At 74.6% G+C, this 24,090-nt stretch carries 22 protein-coding genes and 1 pseudogene; 13 read left to right on the top strand and 10 right to left on the bottom strand.

Going from position 1 to position 24,090, the window contains the following annotated elements:
• A pseudogene (ccsA, locus tag ACWF41_RS10985) lies at positions 1-103 on the top strand (cytochrome c biogenesis protein CcsA); the annotation flags it as partial.
• On the opposite strand, the gene ACWF41_RS10980 reads toward ccsA, so the two are convergent.
• The gene (locus ACWF41_RS10980; RefSeq protein WP_380321832.1) at positions 99-452 is read right to left on the bottom strand and encodes a PLD nuclease N-terminal domain-containing protein; all 354 of its coding nucleotides are present in this window, start codon (positions 450-452) and stop codon (positions 99-101) included. The pseudogene ccsA and the gene ACWF41_RS10980 overlap by 5 nt on opposite strands.
• Before the next feature lie 70 nt (positions 453-522).
• On the opposite strand from ACWF41_RS10980, the gene ACWF41_RS10975 reads away from it, so the two are divergent.
• Positions 523-879 (top strand): DUF4229 domain-containing protein, encoded by a 357-nt coding sequence (locus ACWF41_RS10975; protein WP_380321835.1) that lies wholly within the window; start codon positions 523-525, stop codon positions 877-879.
• Here ACWF41_RS10975 and ACWF41_RS10970 read toward each other — a convergent pair.
• Both ACWF41_RS10970 and ACWF41_RS10965 read right to left on the bottom strand, forming a co-directional pair.
• Positions 862-1,731 (bottom strand): 1,4-dihydroxy-2-naphthoate polyprenyltransferase, encoded by an 870-nt coding sequence (locus tag ACWF41_RS10970; protein ID WP_380321838.1) that lies wholly within the window; start codon positions 1,729-1,731, stop codon positions 862-864. The genes ACWF41_RS10975 and ACWF41_RS10970 overlap by 18 nt on opposite strands.
• Before the next feature lie 49 nt (positions 1,732-1,780).
• A complete protein-coding gene (locus ACWF41_RS10965) occupies positions 1,781-3,043 on the bottom strand; it encodes an AMP-binding protein (RefSeq protein ID WP_380321841.1) in 1,263 nt (420 codons plus the stop codon).
• Between the two features lie 107 nt (positions 3,044-3,150).
• Here ACWF41_RS10965 and ACWF41_RS10960 point away from each other — a divergent pair, with 107 nt between their 5' ends.
• Together ACWF41_RS10960 and ACWF41_RS10955 are read left to right on the top strand one after the other, a co-directional pair.
• Positions 3,151-4,260, top strand: a complete 1,110-nt coding sequence (locus ACWF41_RS10960; RefSeq protein WP_380321844.1) for a DUF3048 domain-containing protein — start codon at positions 3,151-3,153, stop codon at positions 4,258-4,260.
• 70 nt (positions 4,261-4,330) lie between these two features.
• Positions 4,331-5,389 carry a DUF3048 domain-containing protein gene (locus ACWF41_RS10955; protein WP_380321847.1) on the top strand — a complete coding sequence of 353 codons (1,059 nt, stop codon included), beginning with the start codon at positions 4,331-4,333 and terminating at the stop codon, positions 5,387-5,389.
• A 21-nt stretch (positions 5,390-5,410) separates the two neighbouring features.
• On the opposite strand, the gene ACWF41_RS10950 is transcribed toward ACWF41_RS10955, so the two are convergent.
• Positions 5,411-7,003, bottom strand: a complete 1,593-nt coding sequence (locus ACWF41_RS10950) for an outer membrane protein assembly factor BamB family protein (RefSeq protein ID WP_380321850.1) — start codon at positions 7,001-7,003, stop codon at positions 5,411-5,413.
• A gap of 34 nt (positions 7,004-7,037) precedes the next feature.
• Positions 7,038-8,015, bottom strand: a complete 978-nt coding sequence (locus tag ACWF41_RS10945) for a 1,4-dihydroxy-2-naphthoyl-CoA synthase (protein WP_380321853.1) — start codon at positions 8,013-8,015, stop codon at positions 7,038-7,040.
• Between the two features lie 96 nt (positions 8,016-8,111).
• Between ACWF41_RS10945 and ACWF41_RS10940 the strand changes: the two genes are divergently transcribed.
• The 4 genes from ACWF41_RS10940 to ACWF41_RS10925 all read left to right on the top strand — a co-directional run bounded on the left by ACWF41_RS10940 (position 8,112) and on the right by ACWF41_RS10925 (position 13,090).
• On the top strand, positions 8,112-8,279 hold the full coding sequence (locus ACWF41_RS10940) for a hypothetical protein (protein WP_380321856.1): 168 nt from the start codon (positions 8,112-8,114) through the stop codon (positions 8,277-8,279).
• Between the two features lie 93 nt (positions 8,280-8,372).
• Positions 8,373-9,389: an o-succinylbenzoate synthase gene (locus ACWF41_RS10935; RefSeq protein ID WP_380321859.1), complete on the top strand. Its 1,017-nt coding sequence runs from the start codon at positions 8,373-8,375 to the stop codon at positions 9,387-9,389.
• Complete coding sequence (gene menD, locus ACWF41_RS10930) at positions 9,386-11,224, top strand: 2-succinyl-5-enolpyruvyl-6-hydroxy-3-cyclohexene-1-carboxylic-acid synthase (protein ID WP_380321862.1); 1,839 nt, start codon at positions 9,386-9,388, stop codon at positions 11,222-11,224. The genes ACWF41_RS10935 and menD overlap by 4 nt, the downstream gene beginning before the upstream one ends.
• Before the next feature lie 96 nt (positions 11,225-11,320).
• Positions 11,321-13,090 (top strand): S1C family serine protease, encoded by a 1,770-nt coding sequence (locus tag ACWF41_RS10925; protein ID WP_380321865.1) that lies wholly within the window; start codon positions 11,321-11,323, stop codon positions 13,088-13,090.
• Positions 13,091-13,200: 110 nt separating this feature from the next.
• Here ACWF41_RS10925 and ACWF41_RS10920 read toward each other — a convergent pair whose 3' ends face one another.
• Positions 13,201-13,809 carry a TetR/AcrR family transcriptional regulator gene (locus tag ACWF41_RS10920; protein ID WP_380321868.1) on the bottom strand — a complete coding sequence of 203 codons (609 nt, stop codon included), beginning with the start codon at positions 13,807-13,809 and terminating at the stop codon, positions 13,201-13,203.
• Between the two features lie 156 nt (positions 13,810-13,965).
• Here ACWF41_RS10920 and ACWF41_RS10915 point away from each other — a divergent pair, with 156 nt between their 5' ends.
• Together ACWF41_RS10915 and ACWF41_RS10910 are read left to right on the top strand one after the other, a co-directional pair.
• Complete coding sequence (locus ACWF41_RS10915) at positions 13,966-14,556, top strand: DUF6230 family protein (protein WP_380321871.1); 591 nt, start codon at positions 13,966-13,968, stop codon at positions 14,554-14,556.
• A gap of 29 nt (positions 14,557-14,585) precedes the next feature.
• Positions 14,586-16,142, top strand: coding sequence for a DUF6114 domain-containing protein (locus tag ACWF41_RS10910; protein ID WP_380321874.1), 1,557 nt, complete (start codon positions 14,586-14,588; stop codon positions 16,140-16,142).
• 9 nt (positions 16,143-16,151) lie between these two features.
• Here ACWF41_RS10910 and ACWF41_RS10905 read toward each other — a convergent pair whose 3' ends face one another.
• The 3 genes from ACWF41_RS10905 to ACWF41_RS10895 all read right to left on the bottom strand — a co-directional run bounded on the left by ACWF41_RS10905 (position 16,152) and on the right by ACWF41_RS10895 (position 20,825).
• Positions 16,152-17,564, bottom strand: coding sequence for an isochorismate synthase (locus ACWF41_RS10905; protein WP_380321876.1), 1,413 nt, complete (start codon positions 17,562-17,564; stop codon positions 16,152-16,154).
• A gap of 80 nt (positions 17,565-17,644) precedes the next feature.
• Positions 17,645-19,105: a nucleobase:cation symporter-2 family protein gene (locus ACWF41_RS10900; RefSeq protein ID WP_380321879.1), complete on the bottom strand. Its 1,461-nt coding sequence runs from the start codon at positions 19,103-19,105 to the stop codon at positions 17,645-17,647.
• Between the two features lie 364 nt (positions 19,106-19,469).
• A complete protein-coding gene (locus tag ACWF41_RS10895) occupies positions 19,470-20,825 on the bottom strand; it encodes an 8-oxoguanine deaminase (protein WP_380315303.1) in 1,356 nt (451 codons plus the stop codon).
• A gap of 179 nt (positions 20,826-21,004) precedes the next feature.
• Between ACWF41_RS10895 and ACWF41_RS10890 the strand changes: the two genes are divergently transcribed.
• Positions 21,005-21,700, top strand: a complete 696-nt coding sequence (locus ACWF41_RS10890; RefSeq protein ID WP_380315306.1) for a demethylmenaquinone methyltransferase — start codon at positions 21,005-21,007, stop codon at positions 21,698-21,700.
• Positions 21,701-21,782: 82 nt separating this feature from the next.
• Here the strand turns inward: ACWF41_RS10890 and ACWF41_RS10885 are convergent, their stop codons facing one another.
• Positions 21,783-21,965 (bottom strand): hypothetical protein, encoded by a 183-nt coding sequence (locus tag ACWF41_RS10885; RefSeq protein WP_380315309.1) that lies wholly within the window; start codon positions 21,963-21,965, stop codon positions 21,783-21,785.
• Positions 21,966-22,269: 304 nt separating this feature from the next.
• Here ACWF41_RS10885 and ACWF41_RS10880 point away from each other — a divergent pair, with 304 nt between their 5' ends.
• A complete protein-coding gene (locus ACWF41_RS10880) occupies positions 22,270-23,583 on the top strand; it encodes a geranylgeranyl reductase family protein (RefSeq protein WP_380315312.1) in 1,314 nt (437 codons plus the stop codon).
• A 117-nt stretch (positions 23,584-23,700) separates the two neighbouring features.
• Complete coding sequence (locus ACWF41_RS10875; RefSeq protein ID WP_380315315.1) at positions 23,701-24,063, top strand: NADH-quinone oxidoreductase subunit A; 363 nt, start codon at positions 23,701-23,703, stop codon at positions 24,061-24,063.
• The last annotated feature ends 27 nt before the right edge of the window (positions 24,064-24,090 follow it).

The following is a 24,090-nucleotide window of genomic DNA, read 5'->3' as shown; positions in this document are numbered from 1 at the left end:
CTACTGGGGCTGGGACCCCAAGGAGGTCTGGAGCTTCGTGATCTGGGTCGTGTACGCGGCCTACCTGCACGCCCGCCCACAACGTGTTCGACGAGGCGTCAGGGTGTGTCGCCGTTGCCGCCGGACTCGCGCTGGCGGCGGCGCTTCTCCTGCTCGAGGCGCCAGAGGAACTCGGGGTCGTCGTCGGGCGCCACGGGCCCGGACGGCCGACGCGGTCCGGAGGGGCCGCGGCCCGGCCGGGCGGAGCTCCCGCGGCCGCCGGACGCGCGCCGGCTCGCCTGCTTGACGACGATCCACGCGACGGCGCCGAACAGCGGCAGCAGCACGATGATCACCGCCCACAGCCACCGGGGGAGGCCGCCGCGCTCCTCCTCGTCGGAGCCGGCGAGGTCGAGCAGGGCGTAGAGGGCGAGCCCCACCACGAGGAGCGGCAGGATCACACGCGCGAACATGCCCCCAGCCTAGTTCGGCGCCGGGGTGCTCAGGGGCGGGGTGCTCAGGAATCGCGCCTACCCTGGAGGGGTGCCCCTCGTGATGTACACCGTCTGGCGGATCCTGCTGTTCGTCGCCGCGCTCGGCGCCGGCTACGTGCTCGGTCTGCGCAGCTGGCTCCTCGTCCTCGTCGCCGCCGTCGTGGCGTTCGCCGTGTCCTACCTCGCGCTCGCCAAGCCGCGGGAGGCCGCGGCCGTCTGGCTCGCGGAGAAGGAGCAGCGCCGCAAGGACGGCTCGGCCAAGCACGACGTGGACACGGACTTCGAGGACGCCGTCATGGACCGGGAGTCCGCGGTCGACGGCGACGCCGCAGACCCGACGGGCAGGACGGACGGCGCCGAGAACGGCGCGGGCGGCTCAGAGCGCGGCTCAGAGCGCCAGGCCTAGCCCCAGCAGCACGCCGTACGCCAGCTCGAACATGCCGGTGCCGGCGAGCACCTTCACCAGCAGCGGCCCGCGGGCCCCCGCGATGACGGGGACCACCAGCAGCACTGCCGGCAGCAGCAGCACGGTGACGAGCATCGCCCACGGCGACCACGCCGCGCACACCATGCCCAGCACCACGGGCAGCACGATGCAGGCGGCGTACCAGCGGCGCGCGCGGTGGTCGCCCAGCCGGACGGCGAGGGTGCGCTTGCCGGCGACGACGTCGGTCGGGATGTCGCGCACGTTGTTCACCATGAGCAGGCCGCAGGCGATCATCCCGACGCCGACGGCGCCGAGCACGGACGGCCAGGTGACGGTGTCGGCCTGCGTGTAGGTGGTGCCGAGCGTCGCGACGAGCCCGAAGAACACGAACACGCCGACCTCCCCGAGGCCCGCGTACCCGTAGGGGTGCTTGCCGCCGGTGTAGAACCAGGCCGCGAGCACGCACAGCACGCCGACGGCCAGCAGCCACCAGTGTCCGGTCACGGCGCACAGCGCGAGCCCCAGCACCCCGGCGACGCCGAACGACGCGAACGCCGCGCCCTTGACCCGCCCCGGCGCTGCGATGCCGGACGCCGTGAGCCGCAGCGGGCCGACGCGGTCGACGTCGGTGCCGCGCACGCCGTCGGAGTAGTCGTTGGCGTAGTTGACGCCCACCTGCAGGGCGAGCGCGACGCCCAGCGCGAGCACGGCGGGCAGCCAGGCGAAGGCGTCGACGTCGGCGGCGGCGCCGGAGCCGATCAGCACAGGGGCGGCGGCCGCCGGCAGGGTGCGGGGTCGTGCGCTGGCGATCCACTCGCTCGAGCTGGCCATGGTTCTCCGTCCGTCGGTGCGGCGCGGTGCGTCGCGGGTCGCGAGCAGGTCAGGCGCGCGCCTCGTGCTCGCGGACGAGGGCGACGACGCCGGCGCGGTCCACCTTGCCGGGGCCGCGCAGGGGGAGCGCGGCCGCCCGGTACACGCGGCGGGGCGCGGACGGCGCACCCAGCCTAGTCGCGACGGTGGCGCGCACCCGCGCCACGTCGTCGGGGGCGACGGGCGTGAGCGGCGACCCCACGCTCGTTGCGGACGGGAGCACGACGACGGCGACGAGCGCCTGCCCCCACTCGGGGTCCTGGACGCCGACGACGCACGTCTCGCCCGCGAGCAGCTCGCCGACCAGCGCCTCCACGGGCGCGGGGGCCACGTTCACGCCGCCGGTCACCACGACGTCGTCCGCGCGCCCGAGCACCTGCAGCGTGCCGTCGGGGGCGAGCCGGCCGAGGTCGGAGGTGCGGAACCAGCGCGACCCGTCGGCGTCGGTGTGGAACACGGCGGCCGTGGCGGCGTCGTCGCCCAGGTACCCCTCGGCGAGCGTGGGCCCGCCGAGCTCGACGACGCCCACCACCCCAGAGCTGTCAGGGCCAGGAGCATCAGAACCTGCGTGTGGCCCTGACAACTCGCAGGGCTGGGACCCTGACAACTCGGTGGCGCGCACGCGGACCCGGACGCCGCGCAGGGGCACGCCGTCGTACACGCAGCCGCCGGCGGTCTCGGACATGCCGTACGTCGTGACGACGCGCACGCCGGCGTCGGCGGCCTGCGCCAGCAGGGCGGGCGGGGACGCGGCGCCGCCGAGCAGCACCGCGCCGCAGCGGGCCAACGCCGCCAGACCTCGGGGGGCGCCGTCGCGGGCGGCGGCGAGCAGGCGGTGCACCTGCGTGGGCACCAGGGAGACGTACAGCGGCTCGTCCCCGGCGGCGAGCGCGGGCTCGAGCAGGTCGGCCAGGCCGTCGGGCGTGAACCGCGCGTCGGGGTCGGCGGCGGTCAGCGGCGTCCCGGCCAGGGCCGAGCGCACCAGCACCTGGAGGCCGGCCACGTGGGTGGGCGGCAGCGTCAGCACCCAGCGCCCAGGGCCGCCGAGCCGCTCGTGCGTCGCCGTCGCGGAGGCCCGCAGCGCGTCGGCGGTCAGCGCCACCTCGCGCGGCGTGCCGGTCGACCCCGAGGTTCGCACGACGAGAGCCGTCCCAGGGGGCGTCGCTCCCGTCGTCGTGCGGGGCAGGGGGACGACGGCGGGGCCGCCGTCGAGGGCGTCGCGCACGGCGTCGCGGAGCGCGCCGAGGGACGGGGGGAGCGAGGGACCGGGCACCGCACCAGGGTAGGTCCGCCCCGGCGGCGCCCTGCCGTAGGGTGGTCCGGTCCCGGCCCGGCCAGCCCGCGGCCGACGCCGGACGCACGTCGAGGAGGACGTCGAGGATGATGCACCGCACCCGGGCCCGCGGTGCCCGCCGCGCCCGGACCGGAGCCGCCGCCGCGCTCGTCGCGCTCGCGCTGGTGGCCACGGCCGCCTGCAGCGGGGGAGAGCCCGCCGCCCCGCCCACGGTGACGGCCTCGCCAGAGGTCGCGGTGCCGAAGGCGACCCCGCCGGCCCCCGTGAAGCCGAAGCCGAAGCCCAAGCCCGCGGTGTGGCCGCTGACCGGCAAGCGGACGGGGACCAAGACGGTCCCGGCCCGCCCCGCCGTCGCGGTGAAGGTCGAGAACTCCACCGCGGCGCGCCCGCAGCGGGGCCTGCAGGCGGCGGACGTCGTGTGGGAGCAGGTGGTCGAGGGCGGGATCAGCCGCTACGTGGCCGTCTACAACTCCTCGTGGCCCGGCGTGGTCGGCCCGGTGCGGTCCGTGCGTCCCATGGATCCGGCGATCGTGGCCCCGATGCACGGGATCCTCGCCTACTCGGGCGGGCAGCCGCCCTTCATCCGGGCCGTGGGGAAGGCGGGCGTGCAGTCCGTGACGATGGACAGCGGCGACCCCGGCTTCTGGCGCAGCGGCGACCGGTACGCGCCCCACAACGTCTACGGCTCCGTGAAGACGTTCGCCAAGCAGGCGAACAAGAGCCGCAGGAAGCCGCCGCCCCCGCAGTTCGCCCATGCCGCGAAGGTCGGGCAGGGCTCCGCCGCGACCAACGACCGCCGCGGGCACGTGGCCGACGTCCGGCTCTCCCCGGTGCAGCGCACGGTGTGGCGGTGGAAGGCGAAGACCAAGACGTACGCCCGGTACGACGGCTCGACGCCGTCGATCTCGTCGGGGAACCAGCTGCGGGCACGCAACGTGCTGATCCTGTCCGTCGCGATGAAGAACACGAAGTACCGCGACCCGAGCGGGGCGCCGGTGCCCGAGACGCAGATGGTCGGCAAGGGCAAGGGTGTGCTGCTCACCCGCGGCAAGGCGCTCAACGTGACGTGGAAGAAGAAGGGCACGCGGTCGCGGATCGCCCTCACGACGCCCGCCGGCAAGACGGCGAAGCTCGACCCCGGCAACCTGTGGATCGAGCTGGTGCCGCGCGGGAGCGGGTCCTGGCGGGTGAGTTGACGCCCGATCCGGGGGCCGGCGACTTACGGTGAGGTGACCTCGCGCCACAGCCCGACGCCCCGGAGGACGCATGACCGCCACCTACCGCCCGTCCCGCGCCCGCGCCGCGGCCGCCCTCGCGGTGGCCGCCGTCCTCGCGCTCGGGGCGTGCTCCTCCGGCGGCCCGTCGCCCACAGCCTCCCCGGACACGACGGCGGACAAGGGCGCGCCGCCCTCGCCGGAGATCCCGCCGGCGTGGCCGCTCACCGGCGTGCCGTCGGACGAGGTCGCCGCCCGCCCGGCGCTCGCCGTCAAGATCGAGAACGCACCGCAGGCCCGGCCGCAGACCGGGCTCGAGGACGCGGACATGGTGTGGGAGGAGGTCGTGGAGGGCGGCATCACCCGGTTCATCGCCGTCTACCACTCCCGGATCCCGGAGGTCGTGGAGCCCGTGCGCTCGGTGCGGCCGATGGACCCGGACGTCGTCGCGCCGCTCGGCGGCATCCTCGCGTACTCGGGCGGGCAGACGCCGTTCATCAAGGACGTCGAGGAGTCGGGCACGCAGTCGGTGATCATGGACCGCGGCGACGCCGGCTTCTCCCGCGACCCGAACCGCGCCGCCCCGCACAACGTCGTCGGCGACATGCAGGCCTTCCTCGACCAGGCCGACGACGACCGCACGTCGCCGCCGCCCGCCCAGCTCCGCTACGCCGACGCGGCGGGCGAGGGGACGGCGAGCGCCGACGGCGCGGCCGCCGCCACCGTCGACGTGAAGCTCAGCCCGGCGCAGCGCAGCGTGTGGGACTGGTCGGGCAAGCAGAAGCAGTGGCTGCGCAGCGAGGGCTCGCAGGAGGCCGTCTCGACGGCGGGGAAGCGGCTCGCGGCCACGAACGTGCTGCTGCTGTCCGTCGACGTGGTGGACACGAAGTACAAGGACCCGGCCGGCAACCCCGTCCCCAAGACGAAGCTGGTCGGGAAGGGCAAGGGCGTGCTCGCCACGGGCGGCAAGACCGTCCCGGTGCAGTGGTCGAAGAAGGACCAGGAGTCCCCCGTGGAGCTGACCCGCGACGGCGAGCCCGTCGAGCTGGACCCGGGCAGCACGTGGATCGAGCTCGTGCCGAAGGACGGCGGGAGCTGGGACCTCTCCTGAGCGCCCGCGTGACGCCCGACGTCAGCGGCCGAGGCCGTGGGCGGCGGCGTCCTCCGAGTCGAGGAGCACCGGGTGGCCGCCCGCGGCGGCGATGCGCTGCGGCGAGCCGTCGACCTCGCGCGTCCACGGGACCGTGCCGTCACGGAGGTCGACGGCGACCAGGCGGTTCGGCCCCTCCATGGGCATGGTGGCGAGCAGCACGCGGGTGCCGTCGGTGACCGCGCCGTACACGTACTCGCCGGGGCCGTCGGTGCCGCTCTTCAGCACGTCGTCCCGCCTCCACCGTTCGGCACCCGTGGCGGCGTCGAGCCCGACGACGCGGTCGTCGTCCACGAGGACCAGCGTCCCGTTCACCCGCGCGACGACCGAGGTCAGGGCGGTCACCGCGGACGACCAGACCACGTCGCCCTCGTCGGTCACCACGGTGAGACGCCCGTCGGCCTCCAGCCCTCTCCAGTCCACGCCGACCGCGACGAGCGGGCCGTCGGGCTGGTCGTCGACGAGGGGCGGCACCACGGCTCCGGGCACCGTCGCGACGAGCGCTCCCGACGGGTCGTAGACGCGGCTCTCCTCGCCGGCGACGGCGATCCGCCCGTCGGACAGCAGGGTCGGCCAGGACGCGGGACCCTCATCGATCCTGATCCCGGCGCCCTCGGAGGTGATCGCCACGGCGGTGTCGCAGAGCTGCGTCGTCGTCACCTCGCCGGTGAAGGTCCACGGGGTGAGCTCGAGGATCTCCTCGGAGCCCTCGTCCTCCTGGTAGGCGCAGCTCGAGAGGTTCACGTCGTCGAGGGCGATCGTCTCCGCCCCCCGCGGTTCCCCGGTGACGGCGTCCTCGAGGCTCAGGCGCACGTCTCGCCATCCGGCGTCGCGCACCGCCCGGAGCCGGTCGGCACGGCTCGACCCCGCCGGGACGGACACCGACGTGCCGGTGGGCGCGCTGACGACGGCGATCGTGCCATTGCCGGCGGGGATCACCTCTCCACCGCCGTCCACGGTGCGGGTGCCGAGCACCTCCCCGGACCGGTCCACGGTGGTGACGGTCCGGCCGTCCGGCGACCGGCCCACGCAGACGACCGACTCGTCCACCGTCCGTTCCCGTCCGAAGCCCAGGGTCTCGGGCGGGCCGCACTGCGCCGACGGGCCCACCGCGTGCCGCCACCGCTCGCGGCCCGTCGCCGGGTCGGAGCCGACGACGTCCTCGATGTCGGTGGTGACGACCGTCCCGTCCGCCAGGACGGTGGCCGTGCTGCCGCCGCGGCCGAGCTCCCACGACAGGTCGAGCGGCCGGGAGAGGTCGTCGACGGCGCCGGGCAGGCCGCGGACGGCGGCGGCGCGCTGGCGCTGGTCGTGGGCGTCGATCATCCCGGGGGCGACGGCGGCGGTGGCGGCCCCGAGGACGACGACGGCCGTGGACGCGGCGACAACGACTTGCGCGCGGCGCGACAGCCGGCGCCAGCGGTCGACGGCGCGGTCGCGCAGGGCCGCGAGTCGGCCGGGCCGGTCGTCGTCGGGGCCGTCGGGGGAGCCGGGCAGGTGGGCGTCCTCGCGCTCGTCGTCCGGCACGAGCTCGAACCTGGTCATCGGCTCGGGGCGACGGAACCTCGGCGGCATGGCCGGAGGTTACCGCCCCGCGGGCGGCGCGGGGTCAGAAGGCGTACGGGAACCGCGACCAGTCGGGGTCGCGCTTCTCAAGGAAGGCGTCGCGGCCCTCGACGGCCTCGTCCGTGAGGTAGGCGAGGCGGGTGGCCTCGCCGGCGAACACCTGCTGGCCCATGAGGCCGTCGTCGGCGAGGTTGAACGCGAACTTCAGCATCCGCACGGCCTGCGGGGACTTGCCCGCGATGGTCCGGGCGTACTCGATCGCGAGGTTCTCGAGGTCGTCGTGCTCGGCCACCTCGTTGACGCCGCCCCACCGCTCGGCGTCGTCCGCGGAGTACTCGCGGGCGAGGAAGAAGATCTCCCGCGCGCGCTTCTGGCCCACCTGCCGCGCCAGGTACGCCGAGCCGTAGCCGCCGTCGAACGAGCCGACGTCCGCGTCGGTCTGCTTGAACCGGCCGTGCTGGCGGCAGGCGATCGAGAGGTCCGCCACGACGTGCAGCGAGTGCCCGCCGCCCGCGGCCCAGCCGTCCACGACGGCGATGACGACCTTCGGCATCGTGCGGATGAGGCGCTGCACCTCCAGGATGTGCAGCCGACCCGCGCGGGCGGGGTCGACGGCGTCGGCGCCGTGCTGCTCGCCGCCGCCGTCCTCGGCGGTCGTGTACTGGTAGCCGGAGCGGCCGCGGATGCGCTGGTCGCCGCCGGAGCAGAACGCCCAGCCGCCATCCTTCGGCGACGGGCCGTTGCCCGTGAGCAGCACGGTCCCGACGTCGGACGTCATGCGGGCGTGGTCGAGCACGCGGTACAGCTCGTCCACGGTGTGCGGCCGGAAGGCGTTGCGAACCTCGGGGCGGTCGAAGGCGACGCGCACCACCGGCAGGTCGCGCACGACGGCGCCGTCGGCGTCGCGCTCCACGCCGCGGTGGTACGTCAGGTCGGTGAGGCCCTCGAACCCCGCGACCTCGCGCCAGCGGGCGGGGTCGAAGGTGTGGGACACGGGCCGGGGGAGTGGTGCGCTGCTCACGGCGCCACCCTAGTTCTGAAGCGGCCGGGCGGGCGCCGTCGCGGCACACCGTGCGTCCTCCCGGCGACGGTGGACGGACGGGCGCACCCTGAGGGCATGGGCACGGTGGAACCCGACGACGACGTGGTCGACCCGGAGGACGTGGCGCACGAGATCTTCGTGTACGACGCCGAGACGGTCCGTCGCGACGCGCAACGCATCGGTGGACGCCCCGCTCCCAGCCCGCTGTCGTTCGAGCCGGGGCTGACGGAGTTCACCGACTGATCCGGGGGCGGTCTCCGAGGGACGGGCCACCCGCCGCCCCTGCGCGCCCTGGCTCACCTCGGGACACCCCGGACCGCCGCGTAACCTGAACGCGTGCAGCTCCTCCGCGAACTGGTGTACCGCACCCCGCTGACCACCCGGTTCCGGGGCCTCGACGTCCGCGACGGCCTGCTGCTGCGGGGCGACGCCGGCTGGGGCGAGCTGTCCCCGTTCTGGGACTACGACGACGCGGAGTCCGCGACGTGGCTGCGCGCCGCGCGCGAGGCCGCCGACCTCGGCTTCCCCGCCCCGGTGCGCGACCGGGTGCCCGTCAACGTCACCGTGCCGGCCGTCGGCCCCGAGCGGGCGCGGGAGATCGTGCTCGCCTCCGGCGGCTGCCGCACGGCCAAGGTGAAGGTCGCGCAGCGGGGCCCGTCGCACGACGGGCGGCCAGGCGTGCTCGAGCCCCTCGCCGAGGAGGAGGCGCGCGTCGCCGCCGTCCGAGCGGCGCTCGACGAGCTCCACGGCCCCGGCGTCGGCGCGATCCGCGTGGACGCGAACGGCGGCTGGTCCACCGACGAGGCGCTGGCCCGCATCCCCGTGCTCGACGCCGCCGCCGGCGGACTGGAGTACGTGGAGCAGCCGTGCGCCACGGTCCCCGACCTGGCCGCCGTGCGCCGCGGGCTGCGCACGCCCGTGCCGGTCGCGGCCGACGAGTCGATCCGCCGCGCCGCCGACCCGCTGCGGGTGGTGCGCGAGGACGCTGCGGACGTCGTCGTGCTCAAGGTCCAGCCGCTCGGCGGCGTGCGCGCCTGCCTCGACCTGGCGGAGCAGGTGGGCCTGCCCGTCGTGGTGTCGTCCGCGCTCGAGTCGTCGGTCGGCCTCGCGGCGGGCGTGGCGCTCGCGGCCGCCCTGCCCGACCTGCCGTACGCGTGCGGCCTGGCGACCTCGCAGCTCCTGGCCCGCGACGTCGTGGCCGAGCCGTTGCTGCCCGTCGACGGCGCCCTGCCGGTCCGGCGGCCCGCGCCCGACGCCGACGCCTTCGCGGCCGCCGAGGCCGACCCCGCCACCCGTGACCGGTGGCTGGCCCGGTACGCCCGCCTGTCCGTCCTGCTCGAGGAGGCCGCATGACCGCGCCGCTCCCGCCGTCCGTCGTCGCCGCGCGCGCCGTCGTGACCGACCTGGCGCTGCAGGGTGTGCGGGACGTCGTGCTGGCGCCGGGCTCGCGCTCCGCGCCGCTCGCCTACGCGCTGGCCGAGGCGGCGGAGCGCGGGCTGCTCACCCTGCACGTGCGCGTCGACGAGCGGTCGGCCGGCTTCCTCGCGCTGGGGCTGTCCCGGGGCGCCGAGCCCGTGGTCCGCGGGACAGGCGAGGACGGGCAGGTCGAGCTCCCGCGGCCGGTGGCCGTCGTCACGACGTCCGGCACCGCCGTGGCGAACCTGCACCCTGCGGTCCTGGAGGCGCACCACACCGGCGTACCGCTCGTGGTGCTCGCCGCCGACCGCCCGCACGAGCTGCGCGGCACCGGGGCCTCCCAGACCACCGACCAGGTGGGCCTCTTCGGCACGGCCGTCCGGTACGCCGTCGACGTGCCCGCCCCCGACGGGCGCGACGGCGAGGTGCGCGACCTGCTGGGCACGCTCGGCCGGGCCCTCGCCGCGGCCCAGGGGCTGCGCGACGCCCACCCGGGCCCGGTCCACGTGAACCTCGCCTTCCGGGACCCGCTGCACCCGCCGGTCCCGCTGGCATCGCTGCCGACCGAGGAGACCTGGCCCGAGCGCCTCCGCCGCACCACGGTGGTCCCGCCGGCGCCCGCGCCCGGCGGCGACCCCGCGCTGTACGGGGACCCGGCGCGCACCCTCGTCGTCGCGGGGGACGGCGCCGGGGCGGTCGCGCGCGCGGTCGCCGAGGCGCAGGGCTGGCCCCTGCTGGCCGAGCCGTCGTCCGGCGCGTGCGGCGGGCCGAACGCGGTCGCGGCCTATCGCTCGGTGCTCGGCGTCGAGGAGCTGACCCATGACGTCGAGCACGTCGTCGTCTTCGGGCGCCCGACGCTGTCCCGCCCCGTGCAGCGGCTGCTGGCGCGGCCGGACGTCGTCGTCACCGTCGTCGCCCCCGGCGGCGGCCCGTGGCCGGACGCGGCGCGCAACGCCGAGCTCGTCGTGCCGGCCCTGGCCGAGCGCTGGTCGGCGCCGACGGCCCTCGCCGGCGCCCGGGACGCCGGCTCCGACGGCACGTTCCTGGCCCGCTGGCAGGCGGCGGGCCGGGCGGCGGCCGGCGTCGTCGAGGCGGCGACGTCGGACGACGCCGTCGCGGAGGGCCTGACCGGCGCGCCGCACGCCGCCCTCGCCGTCGCCCGCGCCGTTGCCTCCGTGCTGGGGCCGAACGACGTCCTCGTCGTCGGCTCCTCCAACCCGGTGCGCGACCTCGACCTCGTGCTCGGGCTCGACCACCCGCTGGCGGGCGACCTGCCCGACGTGCTCGCGAACCGCGGCCTGGCCGGCATCGACGGCACCGTCTCGACCGCGACCGGCGTCGCGCACGCCGCCGCCCGGCAGGGGCGCCGCACGCGGGCGCTGGTCGGCGACCTCACGTTCCTGCACGACGTCGGCGGGCTGCTGCGCGGCCCGCACGAGCCCTCGGTGAACCTCGAGATCGTGGTGGTCAACGACGACGGAGGGTCGATCTTCGCCACCCTCGAGCACGGGGAGCTGGCGGCGTCCGACGACGGCGCGGCCACGTTCGAGCGCGTCTTCGGCACGCCGCACGGGGCGAGCCTCGGGCCGCTGTGCGCGGCGTACGGCGTCGACCACCAGCTCGTGCTGGACGTGGGCTCGCTGCGGCACGCGCTGCGGGCGCCCAGTCGGGGGGTCCAGGTCATCGAGGTGCGGGTACCGCGCGCCGACCGCCTCGCCGAGTCCCGGGATCTGGCCGGGAGGATCGCCGCCGCCGTTCGCGCAACGCTCTGACCTGGGAGGACACAATTCGCAGGATCTTCTCAGGTTGAACCAAGCGCCGCACCAGGATGGGCTGGTGTCCTAGGGGCACACATCGAGGAGGGCATCATGAGCACCGACAACCCGGGCGCCCCGCAGCCGTCGGGCGCCGACGAGCCGAACCGCAGCGCGAACCAGCCCGCCGAGCACCCGGCCGAGCAGCCGGGCGCCGCGGAGCAGGCCGCCCCGCAGCCGGCGTCGCAGGACACCCAGCACCTCGCCGTGCAGCCGACCCAGCAGCTGCCGACGACCCCGGCCCAGCAGCCGACGCCGCCGCAGCCCACGTACCAGCAGTCACAGCAGCAGGCCGCGCCGCAGCAGTCCGCGGCGCAGCAGCCGCGCTACGGGCAGATGGCGCCCGGCTCGCCGTACTACGCGCAGCAGCAGCACCAGCAGCAGCCGTACGGGCAGCAGGGCCAGCCCGGCTACCAGGGCCAGCAGCCCGGTCAGCACCAGGGCCAGCCGTACGGCCGGCCGGGCGACCCGTACGCGACCTCGCAGCAGACCTCCCAGGGCGGCCCCGGGAGCGGCGCGACCACGCAGCGCCAGCGCCCGGTGTGGGTGCCGGTGACGGTCGCCGCCGTCGCCGCCGCCATCCTGGCGAGCCTCGGCACCGCGGCCGCGACCGGCGCGTTCGACGCGGGCAGCCCGTCGTCGCTCGCCAGCGTGGGCTCGTCGCCGAACCAGTCCACCGACGAGGCGCCGGTCAAGAACTCCACGTCGAGCAACCCGAACTGGGAGGCCGTCACGACGGCCGTCGCCCCGTCCGTCGTGGCGATCCAGGTGCAGAGCCAGTCCGGCGGCGCCGAGGGCTCGGGCGTGGTCTACGACGACAAGGGCCACATCCTCACGAACAACCACGTCGTCTCCGGCGCCCAGAACGACACCGTGCAGGTCACCCTGTCCGACGGGCGCCTGTACGAGGCGACGATCGTGGGCACCGACCCGACCACCGACCTGGCCGTCGTCAAGCTGAAGAACCCGCCGGAGGACCTGAAGCCCGCGTCGTTCGGGACGTCCGACGACGTCACGGTGGGCGACGCCGTGCTCGCCGTGGGCAACCCCCTCGGCCTGGCGAACACCGCCACCACCGGCATCGTGTCGGCGCTCGACCGGCCGGTGTCGGCGTCGGGCGAGGACGGCAGCACGCAGGTCGTCACCAACGCGATCCAGATCGACGCCGCGATCAACCCGGGCAACTCCGGCGGCCCGCTGTTCAACGCGCAGGGTCAGGTCATCGGCATCACGTCGTCGATCGCCACCCTGTCGAGCGGCATGGGCGGCGGCAGCCAGTCCGGCTCGATCGGCCTCGGGTTCGCCATCCCGGTGAACCTCGCGACCAACATCGCCGACCAGCTGATCAAGGACGGCACGGCGGAGCACGCCTTCCTGGGCGTGACGATGCGGGACGCGACGGCCACGGCCGACGGCGTCACGCGCCGCGGTGCCGAGGTGGTCGACGTGTCGTCCGGGTCGCCCGCGGCCGACGCCGGCCTCCAGCAGGGCGACATCATCGTCGCGATCGACGACGACGCCGTGAACGGCGCCGAGTCGCTGACCGCGTACGTCCGGGAGAAGTCGGCCGACCAGAAGGTCACGCTGACCTACGTCCGCGACGGCAAGACGCAGACCGTCGACGTCACGCTGGCGGTCAAGGACGAGTCGGCGAGCACCGGTCAGGGCAGCCAGGACCAGAACGGCCAGGACGGTCAGGACGGTCAGGGCGGCCAGGACCAGGGTCAGGGCGGTCAGGACCAGGGCGGCGGCTCCGACTCGACCGACCCGAACAACCTGCCGGGCTGGCTGCGCGACCTCCTCCAGGGCGGCAACGGCAGCTGACCGGACCACAGACAGCCCCGCGGGCCCGCGACCACCTCCCCCTCCCCGTCGCGGCCCGCGGGGCTTTGCCGTCCCCGGGCGCGGGGAGGGGGCGGCGGCCGGCCGCGCGGTCAGCCGGCGGTGGCGTGCGTCGGGCGCAGGGCGGCGAGGACGCCCAGGGCACTGCGCTCGAGGAAGTCGGCGAGGTCCGACGGCGGGATGCGGGGGTCGGTCGCGGCCTCCACGAGCGCCTGCTCGGCGAAGGAGATCCAGGCGTTGAGCGCCACGTCGAGCAGCGGGCTCGGCGAGACGCCGATCTCCTGGAAGGCGTCGCGCAGATGGCCGGCGAGCACGTCGCGGGCGTGCTGCACCGTGGTGCGCACCTCCTCGTCGCCGGACGCCGCGCCGCGCACCAGGGAGTAGAAGGTCGCGTCGTGGTCGTGCACGAACTCGACGAACCGGTCGAGGGTGTCGCGCAGGCGCTCGCGGGGCGGCAGCTCGGGGCGCGGCCGGGTCGCGTGCAGCATGGCGTCGCGCGCGGTGCGGACGATGGCGGAGTGCAGGCCCTGGCGGTTGCCGAAGTAGTAGTGCACGAGGCCCGGGGAGACGCCGGCCTGGGCCGCGAGGTCCTCGACGGTGACGGCCTCCAGCGGGCGGTCGGCGAGGGCCGCGACACCCAGGGCGACGAGCTGCTGCCGACGTTCGTCGGGGCTCATCCGGGTGCGTCGCGCGGCTGCCATGAGCAGAGCATATGACCGTTCCGCGAGGTCGTGGGCGTGCCGGGAGCCGAGCCCGGGGCCTCCCGCCGCGTTCTATTGACGGCGCCTCAGTAAGGGGCGTACCGTCGCCACTCGTCGGCGACACAGGGGTCGCCAATAGTCGTCTGTGGAGGGGAAATGAAGCTCAGCGCACTGACGCGCACGCGCCGAGGCCGTGCGATGCTCGCCGCGGTCCCGACGGTCGCGGTCATCGGTGTCCTCATGGGCGGCGTCGCCCAGGGGGCCGTGCCCGTGTCGATGGCCATCTCGGGCCAGCAGTTCAAGATCGCCGCGGACTCCCTCGAGGGCACCGGCTTCTCGCAGTACGCCGGCCAGGCCAAGGACGCCGACGGCAAGGCGCAGCCGGTCGCGATCGCGAACATCAAGGACGCGACGCTGCACAACCTCTGCCAGTCGGTGAAGGTCCCCGGCATGCCGCTCGGCCTGCTCATCTCGGCGGGCACCAACCCGAAGAACCCGGTGAAGGCCACGGACCTGCAGATCGGCATGAGCGACCTGCGCGGTACGGCGACGTTCAACCAGATCCGCATCGGCGTCGACGCCTCGACCGTCAACACCAAGGCGCACGGGAGCAAGGGCGACTTCGCCATGGACTCCGACGCGATCGACATCCAGAACCTCAAGCAGGTCTCGTCGAGCACGTCGGCCGCGGTCTTCAAGCTCACCGACCTGCACCTGAAGATCTCCGACGGCACCGAGTGCTTCTGAGCGGCCAGGGACTGAGGTAGGAGAGACGCGTGAGCGACGAGAACATCTCGGTCCCTGAGGCCACCCCGGACGGGCCGGCCGTCACCCGCCGCCAGCGGTTCGCCGCGTGGCGGGCCGGCCGGCCCTTCTGGGGCGCCACCCTGGCGATCCTGGCCGGTCTGGTGCTGTGGTTCTCCGGCCGGCTGCAGCTCGACAACTTCGAGATCCAGCTCGGCATCGAGGGCATGCAGACCACGCTGCTGCCGGTGGCGCTGGTGCTCCTCGGGGTGCTGGTGATGACGCAGCCGCAGTTCCGGGTGTTCTACGGCGTCATCACGCTGGCGATCTCGGTGTACTCCCTGCTGGCCGTCAACCTGGGCGGCTTCGGGATCGGCATGATCCTGGGCGTCGTCGGCGGCGTCCTCGAGGTGTCGTGGATGCCGCGCACCGGCGCCGGGTCCGAGGGAGCCGCCGCGTCCGACGACGCGGCGGTCGCGCCCTCCGCTGATCCCGCCCCCGAGGCGGGCGCCGAGCCCGCGGACCCGCGGGCCGAGGGCGAGGAGGTCACCCTCGCCGAGCTCCTGCCGTTCGAGGAGGAGCCGGCGCGGGGCGGGCGGCACGCCGCCGTCGCGGCCGCGGTCGTCGTGCTCGCCCTGGGCAGCACGGGCGCGACGGCGGTCCAGTCCGGCGCCGTCGTCCCGGCGCAGGTGCGCACCGCGTCGGACTGCTGGGACCCGCTCGGCTGGCTCGAGTGGGCCTGTGGCACCGCCGACGAGCCCGAGGCGACGCCCAGCCCGTCGCCGTCCGCCACGGACGACGGCGGATCAGGCGCGACGGACGACGGTACGGCGAGCGGCGACACCGCCACGGAGCCCGACGCCCCGACCGGGGGCGACGAGGCCGACCCGGCCGACGGTGGCTCGACCGGCGACGCGACGGACGACGCCGGCGGCGACAAGGCGGCCGGCAAGGACGACAAGGCCGACGCGAAGTCCGACGAGAAGTCCGACGAGAAGTCCGACGGCGGGCAGCCGACGGAGAAGGAGGCGAAGGCCTCCGTCCAGAAGGAGGCGCGGATCGAGCTCGGCCCGTGCGCACGGATCACGTTCGGGGGCGAGTACGACATCAACATCTCGCTCCCCGGCGACTGCGGGAAGCGCGAGGACGCGAACACCTTCTCGCTCGACGGCGACCTCGAGACGCGCGACCTGCAGCTCCCGCTCACGGGGATCAACGGGATCGACGTCGTCAACGTCCCGGTGACGAACGACGGCCCCCGGCGCGACGCGCTGCGGATCTCCGTCGACTCCGTGAAGGTGCCCGGGTTCTGGCTCAAGACCTACGCCGACAACAACGGCACGCTGGGCGGCACGGTCACGAACGCCGACTACGTGTCGATGCAGGGCAACGCGCAGATGTACATCTCGTCCATCCACGCGAACCTCCCCGACGGGGACGACTGGGCGGAGCTGGGGGACCAGCTCGCCGGCGGGGCGTCGCTCGTCGAGATGCTGCTGGCCCTCACGGACGCGCGGATCGGGCTCATGGGCGCCACCTCCGACGTCCAGGTCTGGTCCGACTTCCGCGAGCAGGTCTGGGAGGGCTAGCCGGCAGCTTCAGTCCGCGCCGAGCGCCCAGCGCATGGGCACCAGCTTGGCCTCGGACTCGGCGAGCTCGGCCTCCGGGTCGGAGGCGGCGACGATGCCGCAGCCGGCGAACAGGCGCACGTGCCGCGGGTCGGCGGGGGACAGCTCCGCGGAGCGCAGCGCGATGCCCCACTCGCCGTCGCCGTCGGAACCCACCCAGCCGACGGGCCCGGCGTAGCGGGACCGGTCCATGCCCTCGATCTCGCGGATGAGGTCGCGCGCGACGACGGTCGGCGTGCCGCACACGGCCGCCGACGGGTGCAGCGCGGCCGCCAGGGTGAGGGACGACGGCGGCCGCCCGCCCCCGTCCGGCGCCACGCGGTCGAGGACGCCCGTGACGTCGGACGCGAGGTGCATGACGTTCGGCAGGTGCAGCACGAACGGCGCGTCGGGGACGTTCATCGACGAGCAGAAGGGCTCCAGGGCGCGGGCGACGGAGGCGACGGCGTACTCGTGCTCCTCGAGGTCCTTGGAGGAGCGCGCGAGCTGGGCGGCGTGCAGCAGGGCGTCGTCGTCCGACATCCCGGCCTCGCGGCGGATCGTGCCGGCCAGCACGCGCGAGGTGACCAGCCCCTTCTCGCTGCGGACGAGGAGCTCCGGGGTGGCGCCGACCATGCCGGAGACGGAGAACGTCCAGCAGGCCTCGTAGCGGTCGGCGAGGCGACGCAGCAGCCACCGGGGGTCCAGCGGGTGCTCGGTGGTGGCGAGGACGTCGCGGGCCAGCACCACCTTCTCGAGCTCGCCGGCCTGGATGCGGGCCACGCCCTCGCGCACGACGGCGGGCCAGTCGTCCGCCGCGACGGCGCCGTCGGTGAACCGGACGCGGCCGGGCGCGGGGACCTCGGTGCGGGGCTCCCGGCGCAGCGCCTCGGTGCCGGGGGCGGTGTCGATGTTCGCGCCGGGGGTGATCGTCGTCATCCACGTCACGCCGCCGCGCCGTCCCACGACGACCCGCGGGACCACCAGGGAGCCGTCGGGCCGACCGTGGCCGACGTCGCCGTCCTGGTCGTCGAGCTGGCCGGCGTCGTCGAAGGCGAAGGTGCCGAAGGCGACGGGCCCCGTGCCGGGCAGGTGCACGTCGTCGCGCACGACGGCCCGCGCGAGGGTGGCCTGCCAGGCGGCCTCGGCGTCGGCGAACCGGCCGGGCCCGAAGGTGTCGAAGCGCAGCGCCTCGCCCCAGCCGACGATGCCGTCGCCGCGCCGCACCCAGCTGAGCGGCCGGGCGTCGGGCAGGAGGTCGACGAGGGCGGTGAGACCGCCGGGGAGGTCGTCGATCCGGGAGGTGCGGACCAGGAGCGCGAGGGGCTCGGTCGCGGGATCCGGGGTGGTGCCGGTGGTCGCGCCCGGGAGGGGTCGCGGAGCCGGCAGGGGCGTGGCGGACATCGGCTCCAGGGTACGCCCGGAGGCCCGCCACGCCCCGCTCACGGTGCGCTGCTCTCCGTGAGCGGGGCCGGTCGTGCGGGTCAGGAGGTGGCCGCGCCGTCCCGCCGCTGGTTCGAGCGGTTGAGGACGCCGTCGTCGGCGAGGTCGTCGAGCTGGTCGTCGTCGACGGCCTTGCTCGCCGTGCCCCTGACGAAGACCGACGGGTCCTTCGGCGTGCCCGCCTTGATGTGGTTGAACAGGATGTTCAGCAGGATCGCCATCAGGGCGGCCGAGCTGATCCCCGAGTGGAAGATGGTGCCGAACCACGTGGGGAACTGGTCGTAGAAGTCGGGCTTCGCGATCGGGATCATGCCGAACGAGATCGACGCCGCCACGATGATGAGGTTCATCGAGTTCTGGTAGTCGACCTTGGCGAGCGTGCGGATGCCCGACGCCGCCACGGAGCCGAACAGGACGACGCCGGCGCCGCCCAGCACGGGGGTCGGCACGGCGGCCACGACGCGGCCCAGGACGGGCAGCAGGCCCAGGACGACGAGGATCCCGCCGCCGGCAGTGACCACGAAGCGGGACTTCACCCCGGTGATCGCGACCAGGCCCACGTTCTGGGCGAACGCCGACTGCGTGAACGAGCCGAAGATCGGCGAGACGACGGACGACGCCATGTCGGCGCGCAGGCCGTTGGCGATGCGCTTGCGGTCCACCTTGGTGCCGACGATCTCGCCGACGGCGATGATGTCGGCCGTCGTCTCCGTGAGGGTCACGAGGATGACGATGAGCATCGAGACGATCGCGGCGACCTCGAACGTCGGGGCGCCGAAGCTGAACGGCATCGGGAACGCGACCACGGGGCCCTCGCCGACGCCGGAGAAGTCCGCCATGCCGAGCGCCAGGGCGATCAGCGTGCCGGCCACGATCGCGATGAGGATCGACAGCCGCGACACGACGCCCGAGCCCACCTTGGACAGCAGGACGACGATCGCGAACGTGAGGAACGCCAGTCCGATGTTGCTCGTGGAGCCGTAGTCGGGCGCCTCGGCGTTGCCGCCCATCGCCCAGTTCGCGGCCACGGGCATGAGGGTCAGGCCGATCGTCGTGATGACGACGCCGGTGACCACGGGCGGGAAGAAGCGGATGATCTGCGCGAAGAACGGCGTGATGAGGAAGCCGATGGCCGAGGCGACGAGCACCGCGCCGAGGACCGCGGGGATGCCGCCGCCGCCACCGACGATCGCGACCATGGTCGAGACGCCGGCGAACGACACGCCCTGCACCAGCGGCAGCTGCGAGCCGAAGAACTTGATCCCGACCGTCTGCAGGATGGTCGCGAGACCGCCCATGAACAGCGACGCGGCGATCAGGGTGCCGATCTCGGCCGAGGTGAGACCGGCGGCGCCACCCACGATGAGCGGCGGCGCGATGATCCCGCCGTACATCGTGAGGACGTGCTGGAAGCCGTACCCGATCGTGGCGCCGAGCGGCAGCCGCTCGTCCTCGGGGCGGGTCGGGCTGGTGGTAGGCCGGGTGGGTGTGGACCGTGACATAGCGGACCTCCTTGTTCGCTATCTGAGCCTGTTCATCTTCCGGCTAGTGGAAGAAGCCTTCCACTATTCGACCGGCAAAGCGTGATCTGTGTCAACCCCTTCCGGATCACGGATCGGAGTCCGGTCGGGGCTGGGGCGTGCGGGTGGGGATTCTTTGTCGCGAGGCGCACCATCCGCCGCTCGTGCCTCGCGGCTCCCGCCAGGCCCGACCAGCCTCGCGACAAAGAATCCCCTCCCGCACGCCGTGCCCGACAGTGCACGTGGGCGCCCGCGATCCGCGTACTCCGCCGAGCAGGCGGTTGCGCACGTTCTCAGCGGTGGGAACGTGCGCAACCGCCTGTTCGGCGCCCTGTGCGGGCGAGGGTCAGCCGGCGACGAGGCGGCGCGCGGCGTCGCGGTGCTCGGCGAGCAGGGCGGGCACGTCGAGGCCGACGACCGCGCCGTCGACGACCCGCCAGTCGCCGCCCACCATCACGCGGTCGGCGCGGTCGGCGCCGCACAGGAGGAGGGCGGCGACCGGGTCGTGCGAGCCGGAGAAGCGCGGCTCGTCCAGGCGCCACAGGGCGAGGTCGGCCTGCTTGCCGACGGCGAGGGTGCCGAGGTCGTCGCGGCCCAGCACGCGGGCCGAGCCGCGGGTCGCCCAGCCCAGGGCGCGCGCCACCGGCACGGACGCGCCGTACTTGAGGCGCTGCAGGTAGAGGGCCTGGCGGGCCTCCGGCATCATCGTGGAGGCGTCGTTCGACGCCGAGCCGTCGACCCCGAGCCCGACGGGCACGCCTGCGTCCTCGAGCTCCAGGACGCGCGCGATGCCGGACGCGAGCCGCATGTTCGACGTCGGGCAGTGTGCCACCCCCGTGCCCGCCGCGCCGAGGCGGGCGATCTCCTGGTCGTCGAAGTGGATGCCGTGGCCCAGCCAGGCGCGGTCGGTCAGCCAGCCCACCGACTCGAGGTAGTCGACCGTGCGCATGCCGAAGCGCTCGCGCAGGAAGTCCTCCTCGTCGATCGTCTCGGCGAGGTGGGTGTGCAGCCGCACGTCGTGCCGCGCGGCCAGTTCGGCCGTGTCCTGCATGTTCTGGGTCGTCACCGAGAACGGCGAGCACGGCGCCAGCGCGATCTGGATCCGCGCGCCGTCGCCCCGCTCGTGGTACGTCGAGATCAGGCGCTCGGAGTCCGCGAGGATCGTGTCGGCGTCCTGCACCACCGACTGCGGCGGCAGGCCGCCGTCGTCCGTGCCGAGCGTCATCGAGCCGCGCGTCAGCGTGGCGCGCATCCCGAGCTCGAGGACGGCCGCGACCTGGATGTCGATCGCGTCGTCCAGGCCAGCCGGGAAGACGTAGTGGTGGTCGGCCGCCGTGGTGCAGCCGGACAGCAGCAGCTCGGTCAGCGCGACCTTCGTCGCGAGCTCGTGGGCGCGCGGCGTGAGGCGCGCCCACACCGGGTACAGCGTGGTGAGCCAGGGGAACAGCTCGGCGTCCGCGACCGGCCCCCAGGCCCGCGTGAGGGTCTGGTAGAAGTGGTGGTGCGTGTTGATCAGGCCGGGCGTGACCACGTGCTCCGACGCGTCGAACGTCTCGTCGACGGGGGCGGCGGGGGTCGCGCCGGCGGCGACCAGCTCGGTGATCACGCCGTCGGTCACGACGACGCCGCCGCGCGCGTCGGGCGCCTCGGGGGAGTCGTCGGCGGTGAAGACGGCCAGCGGGTTCTTGATCCAGGTGCTCATCGGTGCCTCCTGACGGCGGCGCCCGGGAGACCGGCGCCGCGTCGCGCCGGCTCAGTGGGCCTGTCTGCCGATCCAGGGAGCCACGGCCGCACGCCGCCCTCGCCGGGGACGCTAGGCGAGCCGCGCGACGCCGTCAACGGGTCGCCGGTGGCGGGCAGGGGCGTGCGACCATGACGTCCATGTCGCGCGCCAGCCTGGAGAAGAAGCCCGCCGAGGTCGCGTCGATGTTCGACGGCATCGCGCGGCGCTACGACCTCGTCAACGACCTCGTCTCGCTCGGGCAGGACCGCCGCTGGCGCCGGGCCGTGGTCGAGGCCGTGGCTGCGGTCCCCGGCGAGAAGGTGCTCGACCTGGCGGCCGGCACCGGCACGTCGAGCGAGCCGTTCGCGGCCGACGGCGCGCTCGTCGTCCCGTCCGACTTCAGCCTCGGCATGCTCGCCGTGGGCAAGGCGCGCCGCCCCGACCTGTCGTTCGTCGCGGGTGACGCGACCCGGCTGCCGTTCGCCGACGGGGCGTTCGACGCCGCGACGATCAGCTTCGGCCTGCGCAACGTCGTGGACACGGACGCCGCGCTGCACGAGATGCTGCGGGTGGTGCGGCCGGGCGGTCGCGTCGTCATCTGCGAGTTCTCCACGCCCACCTGGGCGCCGTTCCGCGTGGTGTACCAGGAGTACCTGATGGGGGCGCTGCCCGTCGTGGCGGGAGCGGTGACCCGCGACCGGGGCTCGTACGACTACCTGGCGGAGTCGATCCGCGCCTGGCCCGACCAGGACGCGCTCGGCCGTCGGCTCCTCGCCGCCGGGTGGGAGCGGGTGTCGTACCGCAACCTCGCCGGCGGCATCGTCGCGCTGCACCGGGGCGTGCGGCCCGCCTGAGGCAGATCCGTTCGGCAAGGGGTGCGTCCGTTCGGCACCGTCCCGTGCCGAGCAGACGCACCCGCTGCCGAGCTGGTCGACGTCAGCCCTCGGTGGCCCGGTCCTTGGCGAGCGGCGAGTACTCCGCGACCTTGGCCTGCACGCGCGGGTCGTTCCAGGTCTCCGTCGCCCAGTCCTTGGCCTTGTCGAGCTGCTGCCGGCCCTTCTCGGTGCCGAGCAGGTAGCCGAGCGCTGCGCCGACGACGAATGCGGGTCCTGCCTTCATGGGTGGAGCCTCCTGGAGGTCTGGCTGCGGTGGATGGCGCGGGTTCGTCCGACGTCCCGCGTGCGCACGACCGTAGGCACGTCGGGGCGTGCACGCACCCCGCGACATGCCGACGCCCGTACCCTTCCGGACCTGCGGCGACGTGGCCCCGGGGGTGCGCCGGGGCGGTGTCGCGGCAAGGAAGGGTTACCTTCCTACACATCGCCCCGCGAACGTGACTAGAGTGCTCGACAAGAGTTGTGATGGGGTTCACAAATCGACTCCGGCACCGTCGCCGGGGCGCTCGAGGGAGCGAGGTGGGCACGTGCGGGCAGGTCGTTCAGACGACGCTGACGTGATCGTGGTGGGCGCCGGTCCGGCCGGGACGTCCACCGCTCACTGGTGCGCGTCGGCAGGCCTCGACGTCCTCGTGCTCGACAAGGCGTCCTTCCCCCGCGACAAGGTCTGCGGCGACGGCCTGACGCCCCGCGCGGTGGGGGAGCTCGCCCGCATGGGCCTCGGCACCCGCGCCGAGGACGGGTGGATCCGCAACGAGGGCCTGCGGGTGGTCGCGGGCGCGCGCTCGTGGGAGCTGCCCTGGCCCGACCTCGACTCCTACCCCGGCTACGGCATGGCCCGGTCCCGCATGTCGCTCGACCACCGCCTCGCCCAGCACGCGCAGGCCAGCGGCGCCAAGCTCCTCGAGCGCACCAAGGTGACCGGCCCGCTGGTCGACGACCGGGACGGCCGCGTGGTGGGCGTCCGCACGCAGCCGCTCGACGGGCGGGGACGCGCCGACGGCGCCGAGGCCGTCTACCGCGCGCCCGTCGTCGTCGCGGCCGACGGCGTCTCCTCCCGCTTCGCGACCGGGCTCGGCATCACGCGCCGCGACGACCGCCCGCTGGGCACGGCGGTGCGCACCTACTTACGCACGGAGGGCACGTCCCGCCACGAGGACGCGTGGATGGAGTCGCACCTCGAGCTGTGGGACGGCGCCCCCGGGGAGTCGAACCTGCTGCCCGGCTACGGCTGGATCTTCGCGCTCGGCGACGGCACCGCCAACGTGGGCCTCGGCTCCGTGAGCTCCACGCCCGCGCGGCAGTCCGCCACCGGCCACGACTACCGCGGCATGATGCAGGCCTGGATGCGCAACGCTCCCGCCGAGTGGGGCTTCACCCCCGAGAACCAGGTCGGGCCGATCCGCGGCGCGGCGCTGCCGATGGGCTTCAACCGCAGCCCCCTCTACCGCGACGGCGCGATGCTGGTGGGCGATGCGGCCGGCATGGTCAGCCCGTTCAACGGCGAGGGCATCGCGTACGCCCTCCAAGCGGGTCGGGTCGCGGCGGACGCGATCGCGCAGGCGCGCACCCGCACCACCGACGACGCGCGCGAGCGGACGCTCGCGTCCTACGCGGACCGGATGCGGGCCGACCTGGGCGGCTACTACACGTTGGGCCGCTGGTTCGTGCGGCTCATCGAGCACCCGCAGGTCATGCGGATCTGCGTGCGGTACGGGCTGCCGCGCCCGGTGGTCATGCGGTTCGTGCTCAAGCTGCTGTCCGACTGCTACGAGCCGCGCGGCGGTGACTGGGTGGACCGGGTCATCGCGGGGCTCACGAGGGTGGTGCCGGCGGCATGAGCGCGGCACGACGATCGGGCGGGGTCAGCAGAGCATGAGCGCACACGAGCACGAAGGAGTGGTCGAGATGCACGAAGTCGGGCGCGGCGGCGCGGCGGCGCGGACGGGAGCGGCACGATGACGAATCCGTACGTGCCGGTCCTCATGCTCATGGGCGTGGCCCTGGTGCTCGCCGTGGGCGGCGTGGCGGCGAGCGCCGTCATCGGCCCCAGGCGCTACAACCGCGCCAAGCTCGACGCGTACGAGTGCGGCATCGAGCCGACGCCGCACGCCGTCGGCGGCGGGCGGCTGCCCGTCAAGTACTACCTGGTCGCGATGACGTTCATCGTCTTCGACATCGAGGTGGTCTTCCTCTACCCGTGGGCGGTGGACTTCGCGGCGCTCGCCGGCTTCGGCCTGGTGGCGATGCTGTCGTTCCTCGCCCTCATCACCGTGCCCTTCGTCTACGAGTGGCGGCGCGGCGGCCTGAGCTGGGTCTGACCCGGCGCACGACCAGCACCAACAGCA

The sequence above is a fragment of the Isoptericola sp. NPDC055063 genome (assembly GCF_053608125.1).
This window is presented reverse-complemented; position numbering and strand designations above follow the sequence as displayed.